The organism is Clostridium chrysemydis (assembly GCF_015234215.1).
GTDB classification, from domain to species: domain Bacteria; phylum Bacillota; class Clostridia; order Clostridiales; family Clostridiaceae; genus Clostridium; species Clostridium chrysemydis.
Genome location: NZ_JADEKP010000001.1, coordinates 1,132,040 through 1,157,961 on the forward strand (window position 1 = coordinate 1,132,040; position 25,922 = coordinate 1,157,961).

A 25,922-nucleotide genomic window follows, 5' to 3' on the forward strand; every position below is an offset into this window, starting at 1 on the left:
ATAATCCCCCTTATCTTTTTACCTGATTTATAACATCTTCAATTATACAATCAGGAACTAACCCTTCTATACTTCCTCCAAATTTTGCAACTTGCTTAACTGATGATGAACTTAAAAATGAATTTTCAGCCGCAGTCATCATAAACACTGTTTCTATTTCAGAGTCTAATTTATTATTCATAAGTGCCATTTGCATTTCATATTCAAAGTCCGAAACAGCTCTTAATCCTTTAAGTACAACTCTTGAATTTCTCTCTTTTAAAAGATCAATTAAAAGACCATTAAAACTTACAACTTCAACATTATCCATATCACAAACTGCTTTTTCTATAAGTTTAACTCGCTCATCTGGAGTAAATAAACCTTTTTTATCAATATTAATTAAAACAGCAACAACTATCTTATCAAATACCTTTGCTCCTCTTTTAATTATATCTAAATGTCCATTTGTTATGGGGTCAAAGCTACCTGGATAAACAGCAACTTTCATATTATTCTCCCCCTTTTATCTTATACAAGCAGATAGTAGTGTTTCCATATCTCTTACTTCTAACACACTCTATACTTTTGTATCCTTCGTAAATTTCTTCTATACTATCTATTTTAGTTACTACAAGTCCATCTTCTGTAAGCATATTGTTTTCTTCAATAATCTTTAAAGCTTCTGGAATCATTTCTCTGCAGTACGGTGGATCTATAAAAACTAAATCAAACTTTTTACCTTTTTTATTTAAAAGTCTTAAAACATCATAAGCATCGCTATTATATGTATAACAAAAGTCATTGAATTTTAAGTTTTCTACATTCTTCTTTAGTAGAGGATACGTAACCTTACTTTTATCTACTAGATGAACTTCTTTTGCACCCCTACTTGCAGCTTCTAAACCTAAACTGCCTGTACCTGCAAATACATCTATTACTGTAGCATCAGGAACATTCATTTGAATAACACTAAACATAGACTCTTTAACTCTATCTAAAGTCGGTCTTGTTTCATAAGTTTCTGGTGATAATAATTTACGTCCTCTTGCCTTTCCCGCTATAATTCTCAAAGGTTCATCCTCCTATATTTACATTATTATTGAATATTTTATCATATTCCTTGTTTTTATACAATTAACTATATATTAATTCTAATTAAAGCAAATGTATTTACTACTCTTTAAAAGGCTAGATTTTATTTCTTCTACAAGCCTTTTATTTCTAAAGTCTTCACTAGATAATACTCTACCAGCTTCACTTCTTGCACTAATTAATATTTTCATATCATCATAAAGATCTGCTAATATAAATCCAGCATCACCACTTTGCCTTATTCCAAAAAGTTCACCAGAGCCTCTAAGTTTTAAATCTTGTTCTGATATATAAAAACCATCTGTAGATTCACAAAGGATTTCCATTCTTTTTTTAGTTGTATTGCTCTTTGCTTTAGCAATTAAAATACAATAAGATTCAAACTCTCCTCTTCCAACTCTTCCTCTTAGCTGATGAAGCTGTGCTAAACCAAACCTTTCAGCATTTTCTACTATCATAAGAGTTGCGTTAGGCACGTTTACCCCAACCTCTATTACAGTAGTAGAAATCACAACTTTAGTTTCTCCAGATTTAAATCTGTTTATTATATCATCCTTTTCTTTCGCCTTCATTTTCCCATGAAGATATTCTATTTGGATACCTTTAAAAATACCATTACTTAAATTATCATAAACATTTTCTACAGAATTAAGTTCCATCTTTTCATTATCTTCAATTAAAGGACAAACAATATAAGCTTGCCTTCCCTTATTTATTTCATCTAGTGCTAATCTATAAGCTAAATCTCTTTGATCTTCTAAAAAGAACTTAGTGTCAATTTTCTTTCTTCCAGGTGGAAGTTCATCTATAGCTGAAATATCTAAATCAGAATATACATATAAAGCTAATGTTCTTGGAATTGGAGTTGCTGTCATAACTAAAGTATCAGCTTGTTTTCCTTTGTTTATAAGTTTACTTCTTTGTTCTACACCAAATCTATGCTGCTCATCTGTAATAACTAAACCTAAATTAGAAAATTCAACATCATCTTGAATAAGTGCGTGAGTTCCTATAACTACTAAAGGATTACCTTCTCTTATCTTATCTTTAATTCTAACTTTTTCTTTTTTAGTAGTGCTTCCTGTTAAAAGTTCTAAATCTATATTAAAGTTTTCAAAAATCTTTTTAGCTTCTAAATAGTGCTGAGTTGCAAGTATTTCTGTAGGTGCCATAAAAGCTGATTGAAAACCATTTTTATATGCATTAAAGATAGCTATTAGGGCAACTATTGTTTTTCCACTACCTACATCTCCTTGTACTAATCTATTCATAGGATAACTAGACTTTTGATCTTTTAAAATAGATCTAACAACTTTAGATTGTGCATTAGTAAGGGCAAATGGCAAAGACTCTCTTAAATCATTTAGTTCATCTGTCCAATTAAAACCTATACCATTTTTAAGCCTCTTTTGTTCTTTAAGAAGCAATAATTTCATTGAGTATGTAAATAGCTCTTGAAACTTTAATCTTGTGATAGATTTTTCTAACCTTTGCCTATCACTTGGAAAATGTATTTCACGAATAGCTTCATCAAAATCTACTAAATTAAATTTTTCTAAGATGTCTTTTGGTAATATCTCATTTATTTTAAAATTATCTAAAACCACTCCTACAAGCTTAACTATAAAGTTATTAGTTACATCTCCCTTTAAAGGATATTTAGGTATGATTTCACTTTTCAAAGCTGCATTAGAACTTATTATAGGGTTAGTAACTTCTAATGAATTAGAAACCTTTTTAAATTTACCTAAAAGGTTATATTCCTCCCCTATTTTAAACTTAGTCTTGATATAAGATTGATTAAACCACTTTCCATTTACAATATGACCTAAATACTCAAACTCTATAGTAGTTATAACTTTACGAGTTTTAGTTCTCATATCACCTTTAATTCTCTTTACCTTACATCTTAGTATTTGTTTTTCTTCACTTTCTATATCTTTAACAGGAATATTACCATTTATAAATTCATAATCCCTTGGAAAATAAACTAAAAGATCTAATATATTAAATATTCCGATTTTATTTAATTTTTCTATAGATTTAGGACCTACTCCCTTTAATTGATTTATACTGCTATATATGTTCATACTTCACCTCTTTTCAAAATAAAAAGCACCTAAACTTTAGGTGCTTTTTAATATTATGTTAAAAACGATATTATTCCACTGACATTAAGAAGTAATATAAAGGTTGATCTCCTTTATATAGTTGAACATCACAATCTTCATGTTCTTCTTCAACTTCTTCAACAAACTTGTTCGCTTCTTCTTCTGAAACATCAGCACCATAGAATATTGTAATAAGTTCACTATCATCAGAAACCATATTATCTAATACTTTTTTAGCAACTTCAAACTTGTCTTCTCCAACTTCTTTTATCTTTCCTTCAACAAGCCCTAGCATGTTACCTTCAAGTATTTCTATTCCATCCATTTCAGTATCTCTTACTGCGTAAGTTACTGAACCTGTTTTTACCATTTCAATTAATTCATTTAATTCTTGTTCGTTAGTTTCTACATCAGCGTCTCTATTAAACATTGATAAACAAGTTATACCTTGAGGTATAGTTTTTGTTTCTATAACTATAACATTTTTATCAGATATCTCTCTTGCTTGAGTTGCAGCCATAATTATATTTTTATTGTTAGGTAAAACAAATATATTTTCTGCATTTATTTTATCTATACAATCTAATATATCTTGAGTTGAAGGGTTCATAGTTTGACCACCTTCAATTACATAGTCCACTCCAAGGTCTTTAAATATGTTTGTAATTCCGTTACCCATAGCAACTGTTACAAATCCGTATTTTTTAGCTTCTGCTTCTTCTGTTACTTCAACTGCACCTTCTTCTTGTTGGTTCATTAGAAGTTCTCTATGTTCTTCTCTCATATTATCAATTTTAATTTTAGATAATTCTCCAAATAAAACTGCATTTGATAAAACTTTTCCAGGATCGTTTGTGTGGATGTGACATTTTATAACATCTTCGTATCCTACAACTATCATAGAATCTCCTAAAGATTCAATCTTACCTTGGAATTCTTTAGCTTTAGCTGCATCTCCTAATATAATAAATTCAGTACAGTAACCAAATTTAATATCTTCATCAGCTGTAGCTTTAGCACCTGTGTTAGCACCGCCACCTTGACCTATTGCAATATCTTTAACTTCTGCAACTATTCCTTCTTCTAAAGCTTCAAGCATACCTTTTAAGATAATATAAAGCCCCATTCCACCTGAATCAACTACTTTAGCTTTCTTTAAAGCTGGTAAAAGGTCTGGTGTTTTATCTAGCATAACTTTTGCGCCTTCAGTTGCTTCTTTTAACAAAACTGAAACATCTTCAGCGTTTGAAGCTTCTGCCGCTTCTGCAGTAGCTCTAATTACAGAAAGTATAGTTCCTTCTGTTGGTCTCATAACTGCTTTATATGCAGCCTCTGAACCTTCTCTTAAAGCTATAGTAAAATCCTTTGCATTAACTTCATCTTTACCTTGTAATCCTTTTGAGATACCTCTTAGGATTTGTGAAAGGATAACTCCTGAGTTACCTCTAGCTCCCATAAGAGCTCCTTTAGCTAATTTCTTAGAAACTTCGCCAATTGATTTTGAATTTATTCCTTCGATTTCCTTAACGGCAGCTTTAAATGTCATTGACATATTTGTGCCTGTATCTCCATCAGGTACTGGGAAAACATTTAATGCATTAACGAAATCGCTTTGCTCTGCAAGTCTGTTACTTCCGTTAACTACCATATTATAAAAATGTTGCCCGTTTATCATACTATATTCCATTGTTTACCTCCTAGACTCTAACCGCTTGAACATTTACTGAAATTGATGCAACCTTTAATCCAGTATAGTTTTCAACATTATATCTTACTTTTTGAATTATGTTATTTGCAATTACAGATATTTTTGTTCCGTATTCTACCATAACAAATAATTCTATATTTAATTTATCATCCTCAGTTAGATCTATCTTTACTCCTTTGCTAAGGTTTTCTACTCTAATTAATTCCCAAAGTCCTTCGGCAGCGTTTTTTGAAACCATACCTACTACCCCATAGCATTCCATTGTTGATAAACCAACAATCTTAGCTAAAACTTCATTTGAGTAGTGAATCTTTCCATTTTCTCTTGAAAATCCTACCATTTAAATTCCTCCTCAACTTATTTCATAAATACATTTTATATTAGTTACGACTTTAATTCAAGATTTATCTAACATATATAATAATATTTATATAAATTTTTTAAATTTTCCCTTGCAAATACGCTACTTATTATGTTAAAATGAATTCTGTCCTATTGAAGAGATTTATCTTCACTAACAAGGAGGTGTTTTCACATGGCAAGAAGATGCGAAATTTGTAATAAAGGTGTAGTATCTGGAGTACAGTACAGCCACTCACACAGACAATCAAAGAGAACTTGGGCACCTAACATAAAAAAAGTTAAGGCTTTAGTTAACGGAACGCCAAAAAGAGTTCACGTTTGTACTAGATGTTTAAGATCTGGTAAGGTTGAAAGAGCAATATAGTTCAAATAAAAAAAATGCAAAGCGTCAGCTTATGCATTTTTTTTGTTTTATACAACTTTATGTATAATATTACTTACTTCTTCTAAAAAATCTAATAATTCTTGAAATGCATCTTGGTAATTTGATTGCTACTATTCTCATATTCCCTCCTAAAATAAAAACCAATTTCTAATTACTACTATATATATGCAGCAAAATAGAAATTGGTGACTACTTTTTCTAATCTTTTGATAAAATTATTAAAACTTTACCTGATTTAAAGTCTATAGTAACATCTCCATCTAGAAATTCATTACAAATAGCTCTAGGTTCAAATAGTTTCATATCGTAATTATTTAATTTATACTTAGCATTAGTTATAGTAAAACCTTTTACCTCGTCACTTAAAGCATGAAAAGAAAGGACTCTACCATTAACCCTTTTTATAGTAGACTTCTTATCTACTACATACATAATGTTATTATCGTCTATTATCTTTAGATTTATACCATCTTCTAAAGAATTTAAAAACAATCCAATATTACCTAAAGAATGATCTAATCTAGTGCCAGTTACACCAAGCATAATTATATCCTTTATACCTCTCTCCTTTGCTTTTATATAAGCTAAATGAGTATCTGTATAATCTTTATCACTATTAAAACTTAAAGTTTCAACTCCATTGTCTTTAAAAAAGTTTAACGCTTCTTTTTTTGATGAGTCGAAATCCCCAAGTATAAGGTTTGGTGTAATATTATAATCATAAAGAGAATTCATCCCACTATCTGCTGCAATTAAAAAATCGCCTTCTTCTAAGTAAGATTTTAATAATTCTTTACTAGGAGGGGTTCCCCCACTAACTATGATAGCTTTCATTTTAAGCTCTCTCCTTTAGCTCCTTTATGTTTTCAATTACCTTTAGACCTTTATAAACAGCTGAACCTGCAACAGCAACATCTACACCAGCTTCTCTAACTGTTTTTATGTTATCTAAACCTACTCCTCCGTCTATTTGTATAATTAGATCTTTATTAAATTCTTTTCTTAAAGCGTCTACCTCTTTAACCTTATCTAAAGAATAATCTATAAAGCTTTGTCCACCAAAACCTGGGTTAACGCTCATTATAAGAACCATATCTAATTTTTTAATTAAATCTTTAATAAGACAAACTGGAGTTCCAGGATTTAATGCAATAGCTGCTTTAACTCCCTTACTTTTTATGTATGAAATAGCTCTATCTATATGCTTTTCAGCCTCGTAGTGAATTGTAATTATATCAGCTCCAGCATCTACAAAATCATCAATAAATCTACTTGGATTTTCAACCATAAGATGTACATCAAAGACTTTGTCAGTTTTGTTCCTTAAAGCTTTAACTATAGGTGCACCTAAAGTTATATTAGGAACAAACATCCCATCCATTACATCTATATGGATAAATTCACAATTACTCTTATGAAGTAATTCTATCTCCTCTCCAAGTTTTGAAAAATCTGCTGATAAAATTGATGGTGCAATCTTAATCATTAATACTTCCTCCCATTCATTATCTCTTCTAAAGTTCTTAAATAAAACTCATATCTATATTTGTTAATTTCCCCTTTTTCTACTGCATCTTTTACAGCACAAGAAGGTTCTTTATGATGCATACATCCTCTAAACTTACACTCATTATTAAATTTTTCGAAATCTGGGAAGTAATACTTTAAATTTTCTTTTTCTATAAAATTCACTTCAAGTGTTGAAAAACCAGGGGTATCTACAATATATCCATCATTTACTTCTATAAGTTCACTATGCCTTGTAGTATGTTTTCCTCTTCCTATCTTTTCACTTACATTACCAGTTTCCATATGTTCTCTATTTGTAAGAGTGTTTATAAGAGTAGATTTACCAGCACCAGAAGGTCCACATAAAACAGTAACATTTCCTTCTAATCTTTCTTTTAAGCTCTCTACTCCAATTCCTTCTTTTGCATTTATAAATAAAACTTCGTATCCTATTTCATTTATCTTTTCTTTTATTTCTTTTCTTTCATCTTCTGATACTAAATCCATTTTATTTAAGCAAACAATCGCTTCAATATTATTACTTTCGCAAAGTAATAAAAATCTATTTAGAAGGTCGTAATTTATATCTGGATTTTTCATAGCAAACACGACAAATGCTCGAGTAACGTTTGCTACAGTAGGCCTAAAAAGTTCAGAATTTCTTTCTTCTATATCTTCAATAACACCTTTTCCATTTTCTATTTTAATTTCTACGTTATCTCCAACCATAGGTTTTAAAGATTTGTGTCTAAACTTTCCACGTGCTTTACATTCTATTACACCCTCATCAGTTTTGATGTAATAAAATCCACCTATTCCTTTAATAATTTTTCCCTTCATAATCCCTCCGAATTTTTATTATAATTTTTTATCTAATGTTAAGCTTTTCTTATCTCTTTTAATATAACCACTTTTGATAATTTTTTGCAAGTAATTTAAATCCTAATTTATTTATCCAAATTAAAATAGCTTTTAAATCCTCCATATAAAGAAATTTGACAAGCCTTAATATTAAAAACCTATATTTATCTAAAAATACAAAAAATAATTTTTATAAAATAAAAAGAGTGCCTAAAAAGACACCCTTTTGTTTATTGTTTAGGTTGAGTTTGACCGTTATTTGTTCCACCAGCTGCTGCGCCATCTGGTTTAGCTTTATCTTTGTCTCCTTGACCATCACCGCCACCTTCTGGTGTTGGTGGTGGTGTTGGTGCTACATATTTACCTACATAAATAGTAACTGTTGTTCCTTTTTTAACCTTACTACCAGCACCTGGTGTAAAGCTTAGAACTTTACCATTTTGAGATTCATCTGTTACGTCTTTTGTTTGAACTGAAACATTTAAACCAACATTTCTTATAGCTGTTGTGGCAGCATCTTGAGTTTCTCCTGAAACGCTAGGTACAGAAACAAATTCTCCTCCTGCAACTCTTATAGTTACAGTGCTTCCTTCATTAACTGTTGCACCAGCACCTGGGCTAATAGATGTTACTTTACCAACTTGATCTTCTGATGAAGCATCTACTGTTTCAATATTTACCTTTAAGTTAGCACTATTTAACTGTTCTATAGCTGAATCTTTAGAAGAACCAACAACATTTGGAACAGTAACCTTTTTGATTTCTGGTCCTTTACTAACTGTTAGTGTTATATCTGTATCTTCTGTTACTTCTTGACCCTTTGAAGGGTTTTGACTCATAACAGTACCTGCTCCATAAGAACTGCTGTATTCTTCGCTTACGCTTATATTTGTAAGTCCTTTGCTCTTTAGTATAGCTTTAGCGTCCTCTAGACTTTCTTCAACTACATTTGGAACTTCAACCTTTTTCTTACCAGCACTTACAGTAACTTTAACTGTACTACCTTCTTTTACAGTATCTCCAGCTTTAGGGTCCATATTTAAAACTGTTCCCTCTTCTTTACCGCTGTTTTCTTTTTTAATATCTAAAGTTAAATCGTATTTTTTAGCTTCTACTTGAGCGTCATCGATTTTCATACCAACAAAGTTAGGTAATTTTACATCTTTTGGCTTGCTCATTTTGCTAAGTGCAAAGAATCCTCCAGCTCCTACAGCTAAGATAACTACAGCAACAACTATACCTATGATAATTTTTTTAATGCTATTTTTTTCTCTTTTTTCGTAATCATCCTCGTCTTTTTTTACATCTTCCTCTTCTTCGGCTTCATCTTCATACTCATCATAATCGTCGAAGAAGTCATCATCTTCATCTAAAGGATTATTATTTTTATAATCCTCTTCATTTACAGCATCCATAACTATTGTGTGTTGAGTGGTTGCTGCATTTACAGCTTTTGCCCCTAAAACAATATCTGGATTTTCTTTGATTTTTTGAAGATCTGCTATCACATCTTTAGCATCTTGATATCTCTTGTTTTGATCTTTCTCCATGCATTTTAAGATTAACTTATTCAAACTTTCTGGAACCTTTGGATTTAATTCCTTAGGTGGAACAGGTGGTTCTTGAATATGTTTTAAAGCTATAGTTACCGGTGAATCTGCATTAAAAGGCATTTGCCCTGTAACCATTTCATACATAACAACACCTAAAGAATATATATCAGTTCTCTTGTCGATATAAGTTCCTTTAGCTTGCTCTGGAGAAAAATAGTGAGCTGAACCTAAAACTGTACTAGTATTTGTAAGTGTTGCAGAACCTGAAGATTTCGCAATACCAAAATCAGTCACCTTAACTAATCCACTTTCAGTCACAAGGATATTTTGAGGTTTAATATCTCTATGAACAATACCATTTCTATGTGCACAGTCTAACGCTCTTGCTACTTGAACAGCTATAGTAATTGCAGTATCGTAATTCATTTTTCCAAAGTCGTCTATAACGTCTTTTAATGTTTTACCATCAACAAATTCCATAACAATATAGTTTACATTATCTTGACAACCAACATCTAAAACGTTAACTATGTTATTATCTGAAAGTGTTGCTATAGCTGTTGCTTCTTTTTTGAATTTATCAACTATATCTTCATTATCGTTATATTCACTTTTTAAAATTTTAACTGCTACAAACCTATTAAGCTTATTACATCTAGCCTTGTAGACAACAGCCATTCCGCCTTCGCCTACTTTTTCAAGCAGTTCATATCTACCTCCTAGTATTTCCCCATTCATACTTTCTCTCCTCCAAACAATATAACTGTTATATTATCTCTGCCTCCGTGATCTTTTGCAAGTTTTACAAGTTTATCACAAGAAGCAGTATAATCACTTTCTTCTTTTAGTATATCAAAAATTTCATATTCTGAAATTTCATTTGTTAATCCATCCGAGCATAATAAATATTTATCATACTCGCCTTTATTAAATTCAAAAATATCTACAACAACTTCATCGCTAGTTCCAAGTGCCCTAGTTATAATATTTTTGTTTGGGTGATTTCTAGCTTGAACTTCTGAAATAGTTCCAGCATCTACTAACTGTTGAACTAAAGAGTGGTCCTTTGTAAGTTTATTAATTTTTTCATTATTTATTCCAAAGCACACACTATCACCTACATTTGCAATTAAAATATTATCTTCATAAATTAAAGCTGCAACTACTGTAGTTCCCATACCAGATAAAATTTCACTATTGCTAGAGAATTCACAAATTTTATTATTAGCTTCTTCTATAGCTTTTTTTAAGACATCTTTCTTTAAACTTTCGATATTGTTTTTAACAAAATCTTTTATAACGCTAACTGCAAGCTCACTTGCAACTTCACCTGCGTTATGTCCTCCCATACCGTCACATACTATATATAACGAGTATTCATCATTTAAAGAATATCCTAAAAAATCTTCGTTTAATTTTCTTTTACATCCTACGTCACTTCTTAAACCTAACATGCTAAACCTTCTCCCCCTTAATCTTGGGATTTTAAATAACTTCTCCTTAACTGACCACAAGCTGAGTCAATATCGCTTCCCATTTCTCTTCTTACAGTCGTTTCAACGCCACATCCTTTTAAAGTTTCCGCAAATACTTCAATTGCCTTTGCAGAAGACCTTTTAAAAGAATTCTCTTTAACTTCATTTACTGGAATTAAATTAACGTGGCATAAGATTCCCTTTAATAATTTTCCAAGTGATTTACTATCTTCTTTAGAATCATTCACATCTTTTACTAAAGAGTATTCAAATGTTATTCTTCTTTTGGTTTTATTTATGAAATAATCACACGCGTCTAAAATCTCTTTTATTGAGTATTTATTTGCAATTGGCATTATTTCTTTTCTCTTTTCATCACTAAAAGCATGAAGAGAGATTGCAAGTGTTACTTGCATATCCTCATCAGCTAATTTGTAAATCTCAGGAACTAAACCACAAGTTGATAGCGTTATATGTCTTTGCCCTATGTTTAATCCATATTCAGCATTTACTTCTCTTAAGAACTTAATTACGTTGTCATAGTTATCTAAAGGTTCACCAGAACCCATTAATACAATATTTGAAATTCTTTCACCTATATATTTTTGAGCAACCATAACTTCTGATAATATTTCTCCAGAACTCATATTTCTAACTCTTCCATCTATAGTTGAAGCGCAGAATTTACAACCCATTCTACAACCTATTTGAGTAGAAACACAGATACTATTACCATGTTTATATTTCATAATAACAGTTTCTATTATGTTACCATCTTCTAATGCTAGAAGTAATTTTATAGTCCCATCTAATTTTGATTCGTATGCTTCTACAACTTTAGGAATAGATATTTTAAAGTTTTCTTTTAGTTTTTCTTTTAAAGTCTTAGGAAGATTTTTCATTTCATCAAAATCCCAAACTTCTTTATAAATCCAAGAAAAAACTTGTTTCCCTCTAAATCCACTTTCTCCATTAGCCTTTAACCATTCTGTAAATTCCTCTAAAGTTAAATCTAATATATTTTTCATATTTGCACCTATTTTCTTTTTGTTAATTTAGCCATAAAGAAACCATCCATATATTCGTTTGGCATAATAGTTAGCATACCTTCTAATGAGTATTTTAGGTTGTTTCCTCTTCCAACGAAGACTCTTTCTATTTCACAGTCTCTATGTTTATCTAAGAACCATCTTATATTTTCTTCGTTCTCTTCTATGTTTAAAGTACAAGTTGAGTAAACCATTGTACCACCTTTTCTTAAATACTCCCAAGCATTTTCCATTATTCTTCTTTGAACTTGAACTAATTCTTTAAGCTCTTCTCTTGTTTTATTCCATTTGATTTCTGGCTTTCTTCTTGCTATTCCAAGTCCTGAACAAGGAACGTCAATTAGAACTTTATCTGCCATAGCTACGTATTTACTATCTAATTTAGTAGCATCCATTTGATTTAATTCTACGTTTGTTATTCCAAGTCTATCACAATTTTCTTTAACTAAGTTTAATTTACTTTCATGTAAGTCAAATGCATAAACTTTCCCTGTATTATTTAATATTTCTGAGATATGAGTAGTTTTTCCACCAGGTGCACTACAAAGGTCTAATACTATTTCTCCATCTTGCAGGTCTAAAAGTGGCGCTACAAGCATTGCACTCTCGTCTTGAACTGTTATCTTTCCTTCTTCAAAAAGCATATTCTTATCAAGAGAGCTTCCTCCTCTTATAGTTATAGCTTCTGGTGCTATATCTCCTTCTTCAACTTCATATCCTAGTTCTTCTAACTTATCAAATACTTCATCAAAATCAGCTTTTAAGCTATTAACTCTAACTGTTACGCTAGGAGTTTGGTTTAACCCATCCATTATTTGAATTGTTTTTTCTTCTCCGTATTGTTTGATAAGCATTCTAATCATCCAAGGTTGGAATGAATAATTGTAAGCTAGTTCGTAAATTCTATTTTGAAATTTGATCCCTAAGTTATCTTCTTTTTTAACATAATTTCTTAAGATACCATTTACAAGTTTGCTATCTTCTTCTGAAACTTTTTTAGCTTCTTCAACAGCTTCATTACACGCTGCATAACTTGGAACTTTATCTAAAAATCTCATTTGATAAATTGCTACTCTTAAAATGTTTAAAATAGTTCTATCCATTATTTTTATATCTTTAACAAAAGAAGCTATTATTGTATCTAAAGTCTTCTTTCTTCTTAATGTTCCATAAACTATCTCAGTTACTAGAGCTTTATCTTTATCATTTAGCTCGCATTTATTTAGTTCATTTGAAAGTGCTATGTTTGAATACGCTCCTTCGTTTAAAACTCTGTTTAGTATTTCTATAGCTACGCTTCTACTATTCATATATTACCTCTTCTTTCAGTTTTTATTTAATTATATTATTCTCTCTTACTAATTGCAATAAGTCTTATTAGTTGAGAAATAGCCATTAAAGCTGCCGCAATATAAGTTAGTGCTGCTGACTTTAATACCTTTTTTGCACCATCTAGTTCATCGCTATATAAAATATTCATACTACTTAATATTTTTAACGCTCTATTTGATGCATTAAATTCAACTGGTAATGTTACAAGTTGAAAAATAACTGCCCCTGAGAAAAATATTATACCAAGATTAATAAAAAGACTATTACCAAGTACTAAACCTATTATTAATAGTATCCAAGAAAGGTTTGAACCTAAATTAACTATTGGAACTATTGTATTTCTAAGTACTAATGGTCCATAACTTTTTGAATCTTGTATCGCATGGCCTACTTCATGTGCCGCAATACCTGCAGCTGCAATAGTATTTCCATTATAAACATCTGGTGACAACCTTAAAACTTTGTCTCTTGGGTCATAGTGGTCACCTAGTTCTCTATTTATCATTTCTATTTTAACATATGATAAACCTGAATTATCAAGAATCATTCTAGCAACTAAAGCCCCAGTGTAGCCATTTCTAATTCCAATTCTTCTATACTTGTTATATGTTGAACTAATTTTCCCTTGTGCATAGATAGTAACTAAAATAGCTGGAATTAAAATTAAAATAGTCTTATCAAAATAAAATGGATAGTACATACGAATTACCTCTTTTCATATTTAGAATTTAAAATTCTATTATTATTTTAAAGTAGTTCCCTCTTCTATCTTATAACCATTTAAGTATTCTTTAACAGTAAGTGCTTTCTTTCCTGGGAATTGAATTCTTTTAACTAAAAGGCTTCCTGCTCCACAAGAAACTAAAATTCCTTCTTTTGATACATTTAAAATAGTACCTGGTTCTACGTTACCTTTAGTCTCTTTTACTTCTGATTCATATATTTTCATAACTTTATCTTCATAATTAGTAAAGGCTACCGGCCAAGGATTTAAACCTCTTATAAGATTTTTTATATCCTTTGCACTCTTAGACCAATCTATCTTTGCCATATCTTTATTAAGCATTTTAGCGTAGAAAGTTTCATCTGTTTGTTTTTCTCTTTCTATAGTTCCATTAACTAATCCTTCAATAGTTTGAATTAAAAGATCAGCTCCCCTATCTTTTAATATTTCGTAAAGTTCACCAGCTGTCATATCATCTGTAATCTCTACCTCATCTTTAAGTAACATATCCCCTGTATCAAGTCCTACATCCATAAGCATAGTTGTATTACCAGATACCTTTTCACCATTAATAATAGCCCAGTTTATAGGAGCTGCTCCCCTATACATTGGTAAAATTGAACCGTGAAGATTAATACATCCGTATTTTGGTATATCTAAAACTTCTTTAGTTAAGATTTGACCAAATGCAACTACTATTATAAAGTCAGGTTCTAAATCTTTAAGATTTTTAATCATTTCTTTTTCATCTTTAAGTTTAATAGGTTGAATTACTTCGATGTCATGCTTTAATGCTTCTTCTTTAACTGGAGAATAAGCTATTTTTTTACCTCTACCTTGTCTCTTGTCAGGTTGAGTAAATACACATTCTACGCCATACTTCTCAATTAGTGCTTTTAGTGATGGAACTGCAAAATCTGGAGTTCCCATAAAAACTATCTTCATCTAACTTTTCTCCTTTCTTTATTAAATTGCTTTATCTATAAATAAAATCCCATCTAAGTGGTCATTTTCGTGTTGAATTGCTCTAGCTAAAAGTTCTTCAGCTTCAAGGATAAATTCTTCACCCTTTTCGTTTATAGCCTTAACTTTAACATACATAGCTCTATCTACATCTTCAGCCTCACCAGGACAGCTTAAGCATCCTTCTTCTCCAACTTGAGAGCCTTTAAGCTCTAATATCTCTGGATTTATAAATACTCTAGGACCTTCTCCGTCGTATACATCTATAACAAATACTCTTTTAAGTATTCCAACTTGAGGTGCAGCAAGGCCAACTCCATCAGCTTCATACATAGTTTCTACCATATCTTTAATTAAAGTTAAAGTTCTTTTATCTAATTCTGTGACAACTTTGCTTTTTTTTCTTAAAACATCGTCGCCTTTTTTTCTAATATTTCTAATTGCCATTTTTATGCCTCCTATAATAAATTATTTGGATTAATATCAATATTTATTCTTATTTCATTATATACACTCTTATTTAAATCATAAAGGCTATTTCTTATATTTAAAAGTTCGTTATCATTTACGTTACCTTTAATCATAATCTGATATCTAAACATATCTCTGACCTTTTTGACAACACAAGGTGTAGGGCCGAGTAAGTAAGAACCTTCGCTTATTAATCCTTCTATCTTATCTTTTGTGTTTTCCATAAACTCTTTAAGCTTTATTTCATTCTTAGATAAACCTCTAATTAATACTATTTTACCAAAAGGCGGATAACACATCAATTTTCTAATTCTTATTTCTTCCTTAAACATATCAGTATAATTATTATCAACAGCATATTTTAAACTTGGATGATTTGGAGTGTAGCTTTGAATTACAACCTCTCCTTTAGTTTCACCTCTTCCAGCTCTTCCTGAAACTTGAGTAACTAAATCATATGTTCTTTCAGATGCTCTATAGTCTGGCATGTTTAATGACATATCAGCTGCTAGTATTCCAACTAAGCTAACATTTTTAAAATCAAATCCTTTAGCTACCATTTGAGTACCTATTAAAATATCAGCTTCACCATTTATAAATGAATTATATATTTTTTCGTAGGCATCTTTAGCTTTAGTAGTATCTGAATCCATTCTTAAAACTCTTGCATCTTTAAAATACTTTTTGATTTCATTTTGAACTTTTTCAGTACCTGCACCAAAGAATTTTACGTATTTACTACCGCACTTTGGGCAAACTTTCTTTTCCTTTTCTACATATCCGCAATAATGACAAGATAAGTATCCACTATTATGATACGTCAAAGATATGTCACATTTGTGACATTTAAAAACATAACCGCAACTTCTACAAGAAATAAATGTAGAAAATCCTCTTCTATTTAAGAAAAGAATTATTTGTTCTTTTCTTTCTAAAGCTTCTTTCATCTTTTTATATAGTTTTCTACTAAACATAGATAAATTTTTATCTTTAAGTTCTTTTCTCATATCCACAATTTCCATAGTAGGAAGTGGCTTTTTATCTATTCTTTCTTTGAGTTCTACTAAATTTATTTTTTGAACTATAGCGTCTGCAAAACTTTCAACAGAAGGTGTTGCAGAACCTAATACATATTTAGCGTTGTAAATTTCGCTATAAAATTCACAAACTTCTTTTGTGCTATACTTTGGATTATGTTCTGATTTATAACTGCTTTCGTGTTCTTCATCTACTATAATTAAACCTAAATCCTGAACTGGTAAAAAGAGAGCGCTTCTTGCTCCTATAACTAATCTACATTTACCATTTTTTACTCTATACCACTCATCAAATCTTTCTCCCTCTGAAAGTTTACTGTGAAAAAGTGCAACTTCTTCTCCAAACCTGCCTTTAAATCTTTGAATCATCTGTGGAGTTAAAGATATTTCAGGAACTAAAACTATGCAAGACTTGCCTTTATTTAAAGTTTCACGAACTAGTTCCATGTAAACTTCTGTTTTACCAGAGCCTGTGACTCCTTTTATTAGGGTTCCTTTAGTTTCACTATTTAAAACTACTTTAATAGCCTTTAGTTGCTCTTCATTTAATATTTTTGTTTTATCTAATTCATAAGTTTTCTTATTATATCTATCTACTATAGTTTGAATTACTTCTAAAAATCCTTCTTCTATAGATTTATTTATCATATAACTTGAAAATCCATGTTCTTTAGTTAATTCAGCTTTAGAGAAACATTCATCATTGTCTTTTATAAAATTAATTAAAGATAAGTATTTTTCATTATTTTTATACTTTTCATTTAATTCCTCTTTAAATTTAATAACATTTTTCTTTTTAAATGTAGCACCTTTAGTTATTCCCTTTGGAATCATAAGCCTAATTGCATCAATATATTTACATAAAGTCTTTCTTCTTAAAAATTCTATAGTTAAAAGATTTTCACGAGTTAAAATAGGCTTAGTGTCTAGAATTTTTTTTATATACTTAAGCTTATAATTACCTTCATATTCAGTTTTTAAAGCTACAACAAAGCCTTCTGTAAATCTATTTCCAGCTCCAAAGTGAACACTTACTCTATCTCCTACACTTATTTTAAGTTCATCTTCTTTTGAAACTTTATAAGTAAAGGGTCTATCTATTTCTTGTGCATCACTATTTATAACTACTTCAGCATATAAATTCATTTTTTAAACACCTTCCATAAAAGAAAAAAGCGCATTTAGCGCTTTCTTCCGATTAAATCAAATAGATTTTTTGCAACGTCTCTTTTGCTCATTATATCTAAAGAAACCTCTTCTCCATCTTTTGAAAAAATAATAACTCTGTTATTATCACTTCCAAAACCTGAATCGCTAGATACTATATTGTTTCCTACTATGTAATCTAGATTCTTTCTTTCTAATTTACTTTTTGCATTTTCTTTTAAGTCGTTTGACTCTGCTGCAAATCCCACTAATACTTGATTAGTTTTTCTTTTACCTAGTTCATTTAAGATATCAAAATCTTTTGTAAGTTCTAGGTTTAATGTATCACCATTTTTTTTAATCTTTTTATCGCTATAATTTAAAGGTTTATAATCAGATACAGCTGCTGATTTAATAACTATATCTTGATTATTAAATCTTTCTAAAACAGCATCTTTCATATCTTTGTTTGTGTCGACTTTAATTATCTTAACGCCTCTAACATCTGATACGTCATTAGCACCTGTAATTAAAGTTACATTTGCACCTCTATCTCTAGCCTCTAAAGCAATTTGATGACCCATTTTTCCCGTCGATCTATTTGTTATAAATCTTACTGGGTCAATATGTGCTTTAGTAGGTCCTGCTGTTACTAACACATTTTTCCCTACTAAATCTTTAATTGGATATAGTTCTTTTAAAACTCTATCTACTATAACTTCAGGTTTTTCAAGTTTTCCTTTTCCAACATCACCACAAGCAAGTCTTCCGCTATCTGGGTCTATGAATTCATATCCATATTCCTTAAGCTTTTTGATATTATTTTGAACTATTGGGTTAACATACATGTTTGTGTTCATCGCAGGTGCAAAAATCACTTTTGCTTTAGTTGCCATGATAGTTGTAGATAACATATCATCTGCAATACCATTAGAAACTTTGCCTATAATGTTCGCAGTAGCTGGACAAACTAACATAACATCAGCTTTTTGAGCTAAACTTATATGTTGAATCTCCCAAGCTTTTGGCTCAGCAAACATGTCTGTTATAACCATATTTTGACTCATTGATTGGAAAGTAAGAGGTGTTACGAATTCAGTTGCTGATTTAGTCATAATAACTCTTACATCTATACCTTTTTTTCTTAAGGCACTGATTACATCAAGTGATTTATATACAGCAATTCCACCTGTTACTCCAATAACAACGCATTTTCCTTTATACATTTAACTATTAGTTTTCTTCCGTAGTAGGTTCTTCTACATTATGGAAGTGTAATACTCCATCATTTAGCTCGTTTATAGCTGTTGTAAGCGGCTTTTGGAATTTCTCCTCGATAAGTGGTTTACTTCCTGCTATTATTTGTCTTGCTCTTTTTGATGTTATTAATACTAATGAGTATCTATCGTCTACCTTTTCTAATAATTCCACTATTGATGGATTAATCATAGAGTTGTTCATGAATAATGCCCTCCTTAGAATCTAAAATTTTATCTTTTATTCTATCTACTCTACATTTTTCGGCTGTTATAATAGCCTCTAACTTTTTTGTAGCTATCTCTACTTCATCATTAACTACAGCATAATTATATTTTGAAACAAAATTAATTTCTTTATAAGCTGATTTAAATCTAGTCATTAATGATTCTTCAGTTTCGCTACCTCTACCTATAATTCTTTTCTTTAGTTCTTCCATAGAAGGTGGAAGAATAAATATGAAGATACCTTCTTCACAATTTTCTTTAACTTTTAAAGCACCTTGAATATCAATTTCTAAAATTACGTCTTTTCCTTCGTTTAACATTTTTTGAACATTAGACTTTGGCGTACCATAGAAATTCCCATAAACTTCTGCATGTTCTAAGAAATCACCTTCTTCGATTCTTTCTTTGAATTGATCTTTATTTAAGAAGTAATAATTTACACCTTCAACTTCTCCTGCTCTAGGCGATCTTGTTGTTGCTGAAACTGAAAGATATAAATTATCGTTTCTATTTAAAAGTTCTTTACAGATAGTTCCTTTTCCAGCTCCCGAAGGACCAGAAATTACTAATAAAACACCTTTTTTCATTATTCGTCTACCTCGTCATCATGGTCATCCTTATTAGATAATCTATGTGCAACAGTTTCTGGTTGAACTGCTGAAAGGATAACGTGATCACTATCAGTTATTATAACCGCTCTAGTTCTTCTACCATAAGTAGCGTCTATAAGCATCCCTCTGTCTCTAGCTTCTTGGATTATTCTCTTTATTGGTGCAGATTCTGGACTAACTATAGCAACTAATCTATTAGCTGAAACTATGTTTCCAAAACCTATGTTTATTAATTTGATACCCATTATATGCCTCCTCTATTCAATATTTTGCACTTGTTCTCTTATTTTTTCGATGATATTTTTCATCTCAATAACAAAGTTTGTCATTTCAATGTGACTAGATTTTGAAGCAATAGTGTTAGTTTCTCTATTCATTTCTTGAACTATAAAATCTAACTTTCTTCCTATCGGCTCTTTAAGCTTTAAAGTATTTCTCATTTGAATTATATGACTTCTAAGTCTTATAATTTCTTCATCCACAGTAGCTTTATCAGAAAACATTGCAACTTCCATAGCAATTCTTTGTTCATCAATATTTAAATTACTAGTAAGTTCTTTCACTCTATCTTCAAGCTTTTCTTTGTAAGCCCTTGGAACTGAGTCTGCTATCTTTTCAACTTCGTCTACTGTTTCATCTATAACTAAAAGCTTACCTAAGATATCTTCCTTAAGTTTTTCGCCTTCTACTATACGCATTTCAATCATATTATCTAAAGCTTCTTTTAAAAGAGGAGTGATTTCTATATAAACCTCTTCTAAATCTTCTTCTTTTTGTGAAATAGTTATAACATCTTGAAATCTTGATATTGTAGTTGCTGTTGCATCGTTTGGAATATTTAGAGATTTTGCTATTTCTTCTAAACAGTCGAAATAGCTTTTGGCTAAATCTTTGTTAAGTTCTGCAACAACGTCGTCACTTTTAAAACTCTTTAAGTTAATAAAAACATCAACTTTACCTCTACTTAGTCTCGAATTTATAACTTTTCTAATACGTTCTTCAAGTGCAATCATTTGCTTTGGCATTCTTATATTTATGTCAAGGTATCTATGATTTACGCTTTTCATCTCAACTGAAAAAATTCTTTCATTTTCCTCGCTACTTCTAGCCCTACCAAAGCTAGTCATACTTTTCGCCATCCTTATCCCTCCTTTACTTAACAAATTATATAAACAATATTATTGGACTAACTAAATAAAGTCAATAGTTTGTTAACAAATTCTTAACATTTATTTGTAAAAGAAAGTTATTTTATAAATATCTAACTATTTTATTTAAAAATTAAAAGCACCACAAAAGTGGTGCCTTTTAATAATTAATATTATTTAGCTAATTCATACAAAGCATTTCCATAGATTTTAGCGCAATCTATAAGGTTTTCTATGCTTATTTTTTCATTTGGCATATGAATACATTCTGGCTCTCCTGGGAATAAAGGTCCAAATGCTACTGTGTTTGGAATTTCTTTTGCATAAGTTCCTCCACCTATTGATATAAGCTTAGCTTCTTTTCCTGTTTGCTCGCTATAAACCTTTTGAAGTTTTTTAATTAATTCACTATCTTTTGAGAAGTAAAGTGGTGCATCGTGAGATATACCAAATACTCCAATATTTTCGTCCTTAGTTTTATCTATAACTACATCCATAACATCATCATATTTTTTAGTTACAGGGTATCTTAAGTTAATTTTTATTTCTAATTTATCTTTATTAAAATCAACTATACCAACATTTAAAGTAAGTTTTCCTGAAACTTCATCACTTAATCCTACTCCAAATTTTTCTCCATTTAATTCATAACCTATATTTTCATTAACAAATTTTATAAAGTCATTTGTTTCTTTTCCAAAGTTTATATTTTCTAATGATTTAAATAAAGTCATTATAGCGTTTTCTCCAAGTTCTGGAGTGCTACCGTGAGCATTTTTACCTTTTGCAGTTATAACGATTGTGTTTTCTGATTTTGTAAATTCAACTTTTCTATCGTTAGATTGATTGAATTTATTTAATATATTTTCTATATTATCTAAATTATTAGTTATTATTTTACATTCTGCAAAGTTTGGTACTACATTAACTGCACTACCTCCTTTGAAGTATTCAATAACATTTTCTTCTTTTGAAGTATCTACATCTTTAACTAAGTCAAAGTCAATAATACCTTTTTCACCATTTATTATTGGGAATTCAGCATCTGGAGTAAACCCAAACACAGGAGCTTTTTCATATTTTAAATAATGATGAATATCAGATCCTCCAATTTCTTCAGAAGTACCAAATACTATTCTTATTCTTTTATTTAATTTTAACCCTAAATCTTTTATAGCTTTAGCACCATATAATGCAGCTACTATTGGCCCTTTATCATCTGCTGTACCTCTACCGTAGATGTATCCATCACTAATTTCTCCAGAGTATGGAGGAAACTTCCAACCTTCTCCTTCTGGAACTACATCTAAGTGACCTAAAGCAACTACGTAATCTTCACCTTCCCCTATTTCAGCATAACCTACATAGTTATCTAAATTTTTAGTTTTAAAACCTAGTTCTTCACATTTCTCTAAAGTTAATTTTAAAAGTTCTGCCACGTCTTTTCCATAAGGGAATTCACCTTCTGTTTCTTTAGCAACACTTTTAACTTTAACTAGATCAATTGTAGTTTTAATAATTTCATTTTTTAATTCATCAATTTTTTTGTTAATCAAAATTATCCTCTCCTTTACCCTTTGTTTTACATAATTATACCACTTTTAATCTTCCATATCATTCTTCAAATAGTTAAATTAACGCAAAATTTAAGAGATTGCTTTAAACAATCTCCTTTAGCTTACAAGTTTATATACTTTATTAATAGATTCTCTATCTTTAAAGTTATCTGCTATTTTAAAAAGGTCTTGATTTACAGAATCTTTAGAAAACACTCTTATAAATCTTTCTTTATCATTAACTAAAAGATCCCTTATTTTTAAAAGTAATATAGCTACGTTATATTCTAAGTCATCTTTATCTATCGCCCCCTTTTCTAATATGCAATAGTCCATTCTAGAAGATTCTATAAAATTATATATTTCACCATATAATTTTTCATCTATTTCCTTTTTATCAAGAGATGCAAAACTTCTAATATTATTTCTTATGTTATTTTCAAGTCCATTTTCTAAATTATTAATTTTAATTCTACTATATCCTATGTAAAAAACTATAGAAATTATAAATATTAAACTTAATATTACTTTTTTATTTTTCATATTTCCCCCCAAACATTATCCCTTTATTAATATTATATAAAATCTAGGACTTTCATACAATCTATACTTTTTGTGTTAATTATTATCATCATATACGAGTATATTATTTAAGATATATTTTTTATTTTTTTATTATGGTAATATTTGTTTAAGAGGTGATTTTATGCTTAATAATATTTCAAAGACTACTTTAAAACAACTTATGATTGATTATAATTTTACTTTAAACTCTTTTGAAGATAATTTAATAATAACCGAAATTAAAAATTCTAAGGATTCAAGATTTTTTAATAACGATATGATTTTTAGGCTATTAATTTATAAAAATCATATTATTATATCCACTACAAAAGAATTAAAAGATGCTTTTGTAAATCTCTTTAAAGATTCTACTTCTGCTTGGTTTCTTAATTATAGAAATTTAAAAGCTATAGATAATAAGCTCTTAAGGTTTGGTTTTAAAATCTTTGAAATAAAAGAATATTTTACTCCAAAGGATGACTCCTTTATTAAATCTTCAAATTTAAAACAGTATAATAATTTAGAAATTTTAAACTTTAAAGGTGATGATAGATTCGATGAAGCTTTTGCTTTTAATAAAGATACGCCTGATATTTTAGGAATATCTTATATAGAAAACGAAGAAATACTTGGTATGTCTGGCGTTAGTTTGGACTCAAAATATCTATATCAGATAGGTATAAACGTTTCAAGTAAAAGTAGATCTAAAAATATTGGGACAATTCTAGTATCTAATATTAAAAATGAAGTTTTAAAAATAAATAAGGTACCTTTTTACGGAACAAGCCTTTCTCACTTAGAGTCACAAAAGGTAGCTTTAAAATCTGGGTTTTTACCTGAATTTATTGAAATAACTTCAATAAAAAAAGCAGACTAAATTTTAGTCTGCTTTTTTTATAGTACCATTTCTATTAAACTTCTTTTTTAATTTTATCTCTACAGGAAAAATTGATAATATAAGTGCTGCTATTTGAAGATAAAAGAGCACTAACCCATATTTGCCTAAAAGTTCTTTATTAACCCCTAGTATAACCGTTAGAGATATAACTGTTATCATAAATAATGCTATTCCAAGTGTAAGCCACAACTTTCCAATAGCTTTATTTGCAAAATCCCAAGTGTCTTTATTTTTCATAGACATAGTTGTTCTATACCCATAGAGTCCATTAATTTCTTTTGGAGGTTTCTTTAAAAGTAATCCCCCAAAGAGTATCATAACACCAGGTATCAATAAATAATTAATGAAAATAAAAACATTCATCTAATCACCTACTCGTAATTCTTTATATTATTATAACATATTTTTACAGTTTCAACCTATAAAAAAGCCAAAATGAGAATTGTCCCATTTTGGCTTTTATAAAAACTATAATACTAACAATTTAAACATAAAGATTACAGCAAGTACTAACATAACTATTGATACAGGCTTTTTCTCTTCATTAGCTTTTCTAAAGAATAAGTTATAAATAACATTAATTATTACATATGATAAAACTCCTAAAGTTAATCCATCACCTATGCTATAAGTAAGCGGCATAGCAGCAATTGTTATAAATGCTGGGAAACCTTCTGTTATTTCATCAAAGTTAATGTTTTTAACTGCCCCAAGCATTAAGTATCCAACATATATTAAAGCTGGTGCTGTAGCACATGCTGGGATTGCAACGAATATTGGTGAAAAGAACATTGCAACTAAGAATAGTATTCCTGTTGTTATAGAAGTCCATCCTGTTCTTCCTCCAGCTGCAACTCCTGTTGAACTTTCAACAAATGTTGTTACTGTTGAAACTCCCATAACTGCACCTGCTGTTGTTCCTACAGCATCACACATTAAGGCTTTACCAACGTTTGGAATGTTTCCTTCTTCATCAAGCATTCCAGCTTTTGATGAAACTCCAACTAACGTTCCTATAGTATCAAAGAAATCAACAAATAAGAAAGTAAATACTATAGTTATAAATGTCCAAATATTTGATGGATGGAATACATATGCTAAATCAATTTTTCCAGCTATAGGCGCTATACTTTCAAATTTAATTATACCGTTTGGTAAGTATATACCAAGTGTAGCTGCAAACTCTGGATCATACATAGCATATCCCCATGCAATTAATGTTGATACTAGAATTCCAAAAAGAATAGATCCTCTAACTCCTTTTTTATCTAGTACAGCTATAATTAATACTCCTATTGCTGCAATTACAGCTGTAGGCTTTGTAAAATCTCCTATTGCTAAAAATGTATCTGGATTTGAAACAACTATTTTACTTCCTGTAAATCCGATAAAAGCAATAAATAAACCAATTCCTGCAGTTACTGCAAATTTCATATTAAGGGGAATTGCCTTAACCACTGCTTGTCTTATATTACATAGTGACATTAAAATAAAAATAATACCTTCTACAAATACAGCTGTTAATGCTATTTCCCAAGATATTCCTTTTCCTATTACTACAGAAAAAGCAAAGTATGCATTTAATCCCATACCAGAAGCTAGTGCAAATGGTAAATTTGCAAATACACCCATAAGTATAGTTGCAAATGCTGCTGAAAGACAAGTTGCTGTAACTAGAGCTCCAGCATCCATTCCAGTTTGACTTAGAATATTAGGATTAACGGCAATAATGTATGCCATTGTTAAAAATGTAGTAACACCGGCTATGATCTCCTTTTTGAAGTCAACATTCTTGTTATCAAGAATTTCTAAGATTCTTTTTTGTTTTTTCATCTTAAACCCCCACAATAATAAAAGGTCGTTATAGGTTAACTTAAACTAAGTATAACCCATAACGACC

The 25,922-nt window shown here is 30.0% G+C and carries 27 protein-coding genes; 2 read left to right on the forward strand and 25 right to left on the reverse strand.

Annotated features, from left to right (window positions below; genetic code table 11):
* Positions 1–10: 10 nt before the first annotated feature.
* The 5 genes from coaD to INR60_RS05735 all read right to left on the reverse strand — a co-directional run bounded on the left by coaD (position 11) and on the right by INR60_RS05735 (position 5,233).
* Positions 11–490 (reverse strand): pantetheine-phosphate adenylyltransferase, encoded by a 480-nt coding sequence (coaD, locus tag INR60_RS05715; protein ID WP_194190518.1) that lies wholly within the window; start codon positions 488–490, stop codon positions 11–13.
* Between the two features lies 1 nt (position 491).
* Complete coding sequence (gene rsmD, locus INR60_RS05720) at positions 492–1,052, reverse strand: 16S rRNA (guanine(966)-N(2))-methyltransferase RsmD (protein ID WP_194190519.1); 561 nt, start codon at positions 1,050–1,052, stop codon at positions 492–494.
* 81 nt (positions 1,053–1,133) lie between these two features.
* Positions 1,134–3,164 (reverse strand): ATP-dependent DNA helicase RecG, encoded by a 2,031-nt coding sequence (recG, locus tag INR60_RS05725; RefSeq protein ID WP_194190520.1) that lies wholly within the window; start codon positions 3,162–3,164, stop codon positions 1,134–1,136.
* A 70-nt stretch (positions 3,165–3,234) separates the two neighbouring features.
* Positions 3,235–4,872 carry a fatty acid kinase ATP-binding subunit FakA gene (fakA, locus tag INR60_RS05730; protein WP_194190521.1) on the reverse strand — a complete coding sequence of 546 codons (1,638 nt, stop codon included), beginning with the start codon at positions 4,870–4,872 and terminating at the stop codon, positions 3,235–3,237.
* A gap of 10 nt (positions 4,873–4,882) precedes the next feature.
* Positions 4,883–5,233, reverse strand: a complete 351-nt coding sequence (locus INR60_RS05735; protein WP_194190522.1) for an Asp23/Gls24 family envelope stress response protein — start codon at positions 5,231–5,233, stop codon at positions 4,883–4,885.
* Positions 5,234–5,428: 195 nt separating this feature from the next.
* Between INR60_RS05735 and rpmB the strand changes: the two genes are divergently transcribed.
* Positions 5,429–5,620 (forward strand): 50S ribosomal protein L28, encoded by a 192-nt coding sequence (gene rpmB / locus INR60_RS05740; protein ID WP_002597481.1) that lies wholly within the window; start codon positions 5,429–5,431, stop codon positions 5,618–5,620.
* Between the two features lie 219 nt (positions 5,621–5,839).
* Here the strand turns inward: rpmB and INR60_RS05745 are convergent, their stop codons facing one another.
* From INR60_RS05745 to INR60_RS05830, 18 genes are all read right to left on the reverse strand, one after another.
* Entirely contained in the window at positions 5,840–6,475 is a 636-nt protein-coding gene (locus INR60_RS05745; protein WP_194190523.1) for a thiamine diphosphokinase, read from the reverse strand.
* 1 nt (position 6,476) lies between these two features.
* Positions 6,477–7,127, reverse strand: a complete 651-nt coding sequence (gene rpe, locus INR60_RS05750; protein ID WP_194190524.1) for a ribulose-phosphate 3-epimerase — start codon at positions 7,125–7,127, stop codon at positions 6,477–6,479.
* Positions 7,127–7,990 (reverse strand): ribosome small subunit-dependent GTPase A, encoded by an 864-nt coding sequence (rsgA, locus tag INR60_RS05755; protein ID WP_194190525.1) that lies wholly within the window; start codon positions 7,988–7,990, stop codon positions 7,127–7,129. Before rsgA ends, rpe begins: the two co-directional genes overlap by 1 nt.
* Positions 7,991–8,241: 251 nt before the next feature.
* Positions 8,242–10,302 carry a Stk1 family PASTA domain-containing Ser/Thr kinase gene (gene pknB / locus INR60_RS05760; protein WP_194190526.1) on the reverse strand — a complete coding sequence of 687 codons (2,061 nt, stop codon included), beginning with the start codon at positions 10,300–10,302 and terminating at the stop codon, positions 8,242–8,244.
* The gene (locus INR60_RS05765) at positions 10,299–11,018 is read right to left on the reverse strand and encodes a Stp1/IreP family PP2C-type Ser/Thr phosphatase (protein ID WP_194190527.1); all 720 of its coding nucleotides are present in this window, start codon (positions 11,016–11,018) and stop codon (positions 10,299–10,301) included. Before INR60_RS05765 ends, pknB begins: the two co-directional genes overlap by 4 nt.
* 17 nt (positions 11,019–11,035) lie before the next feature.
* The gene (gene rlmN, locus INR60_RS05770) at positions 11,036–12,067 is read right to left on the reverse strand and encodes a dual-specificity RNA methyltransferase RlmN (protein WP_194190528.1); all 1,032 of its coding nucleotides are present in this window, start codon (positions 12,065–12,067) and stop codon (positions 11,036–11,038) included.
* 8 nt (positions 12,068–12,075) lie between these two features.
* The gene (gene rsmB, locus INR60_RS05775) at positions 12,076–13,398 is read right to left on the reverse strand and encodes a 16S rRNA (cytosine(967)-C(5))-methyltransferase RsmB (RefSeq protein WP_194190529.1); all 1,323 of its coding nucleotides are present in this window, start codon (positions 13,396–13,398) and stop codon (positions 12,076–12,078) included.
* 35 nt (positions 13,399–13,433) lie between these two features.
* Positions 13,434–14,120 carry a zinc metallopeptidase gene (locus tag INR60_RS05780; protein ID WP_194190530.1) on the reverse strand — a complete coding sequence of 229 codons (687 nt, stop codon included), beginning with the start codon at positions 14,118–14,120 and terminating at the stop codon, positions 13,434–13,436.
* A 42-nt stretch (positions 14,121–14,162) separates the two neighbouring features.
* A complete protein-coding gene (gene fmt / locus INR60_RS05785; RefSeq protein WP_194190531.1) occupies positions 14,163–15,089 on the reverse strand; it encodes a methionyl-tRNA formyltransferase in 927 nt (308 codons plus the stop codon).
* A gap of 21 nt (positions 15,090–15,110) precedes the next feature.
* Complete coding sequence (gene def, locus INR60_RS05790; RefSeq protein WP_194190532.1) at positions 15,111–15,554, reverse strand: peptide deformylase; 444 nt, start codon at positions 15,552–15,554, stop codon at positions 15,111–15,113.
* A gap of 11 nt (positions 15,555–15,565) precedes the next feature.
* Positions 15,566–17,761, reverse strand: coding sequence for a primosomal protein N' (priA, locus tag INR60_RS05795; protein WP_194190533.1), 2,196 nt, complete (start codon positions 17,759–17,761; stop codon positions 15,566–15,568).
* 35 nt (positions 17,762–17,796) lie between these two features.
* Positions 17,797–18,987, reverse strand: coding sequence for a bifunctional phosphopantothenoylcysteine decarboxylase/phosphopantothenate--cysteine ligase CoaBC (gene coaBC, locus INR60_RS05800; RefSeq protein WP_194190534.1), 1,191 nt, complete (start codon positions 18,985–18,987; stop codon positions 17,797–17,799).
* A gap of 7 nt (positions 18,988–18,994) precedes the next feature.
* Positions 18,995–19,222 carry a DNA-directed RNA polymerase subunit omega gene (gene rpoZ, locus INR60_RS05805; RefSeq protein ID WP_194190535.1) on the reverse strand — a complete coding sequence of 76 codons (228 nt, stop codon included), beginning with the start codon at positions 19,220–19,222 and terminating at the stop codon, positions 18,995–18,997.
* Positions 19,203–19,832 (reverse strand): guanylate kinase, encoded by a 630-nt coding sequence (gmk, locus tag INR60_RS05810; protein ID WP_194190536.1) that lies wholly within the window; start codon positions 19,830–19,832, stop codon positions 19,203–19,205. The genes rpoZ and gmk overlap by 20 nt, the downstream gene beginning before the upstream one ends.
* Positions 19,832–20,101, reverse strand: coding sequence for an extracellular matrix/biofilm regulator RemA (gene remA / locus INR60_RS05815; protein ID WP_024614595.1), 270 nt, complete (start codon positions 20,099–20,101; stop codon positions 19,832–19,834). The genes gmk and remA overlap by 1 nt, the downstream gene beginning before the upstream one ends.
* A 12-nt stretch (positions 20,102–20,113) precedes the next feature.
* Positions 20,114–20,995: a YicC/YloC family endoribonuclease gene (locus INR60_RS05820; protein WP_194190537.1), complete on the reverse strand. Its 882-nt coding sequence runs from the start codon at positions 20,993–20,995 to the stop codon at positions 20,114–20,116.
* A gap of 182 nt (positions 20,996–21,177) precedes the next feature.
* Positions 21,178–22,566: a dipeptidase PepV gene (pepV, locus tag INR60_RS05825; RefSeq protein ID WP_194190972.1), complete on the reverse strand. Its 1,389-nt coding sequence runs from the start codon at positions 22,564–22,566 to the stop codon at positions 21,178–21,180.
* A gap of 111 nt (positions 22,567–22,677) precedes the next feature.
* Positions 22,678–23,103, reverse strand: coding sequence for a hypothetical protein (locus INR60_RS05830; protein ID WP_194190538.1), 426 nt, complete (start codon positions 23,101–23,103; stop codon positions 22,678–22,680).
* A gap of 163 nt (positions 23,104–23,266) precedes the next feature.
* On the opposite strand from INR60_RS05830, the gene INR60_RS05835 reads away from it, so the two are divergent.
* Positions 23,267–24,001, forward strand: a complete 735-nt coding sequence (locus tag INR60_RS05835) for a GNAT family N-acetyltransferase (protein WP_194190539.1) — start codon at positions 23,267–23,269, stop codon at positions 23,999–24,001.
* Positions 24,002–24,004: 3 nt separating this feature from the next.
* Here INR60_RS05835 and INR60_RS05840 read toward each other — a convergent pair whose 3' ends face one another.
* Both INR60_RS05840 and INR60_RS05845 read right to left on the reverse strand, forming a co-directional pair.
* Positions 24,005–24,385: an SdpI family protein gene (locus INR60_RS05840; protein WP_194190540.1), complete on the reverse strand. Its 381-nt coding sequence runs from the start codon at positions 24,383–24,385 to the stop codon at positions 24,005–24,007.
* Between the two features lie 105 nt (positions 24,386–24,490).
* A complete protein-coding gene (locus tag INR60_RS05845) occupies positions 24,491–25,855 on the reverse strand; it encodes an NCS2 family permease (protein WP_194190541.1) in 1,365 nt (454 codons plus the stop codon).
* Positions 25,856–25,922 lie beyond the last annotated feature (67 nt).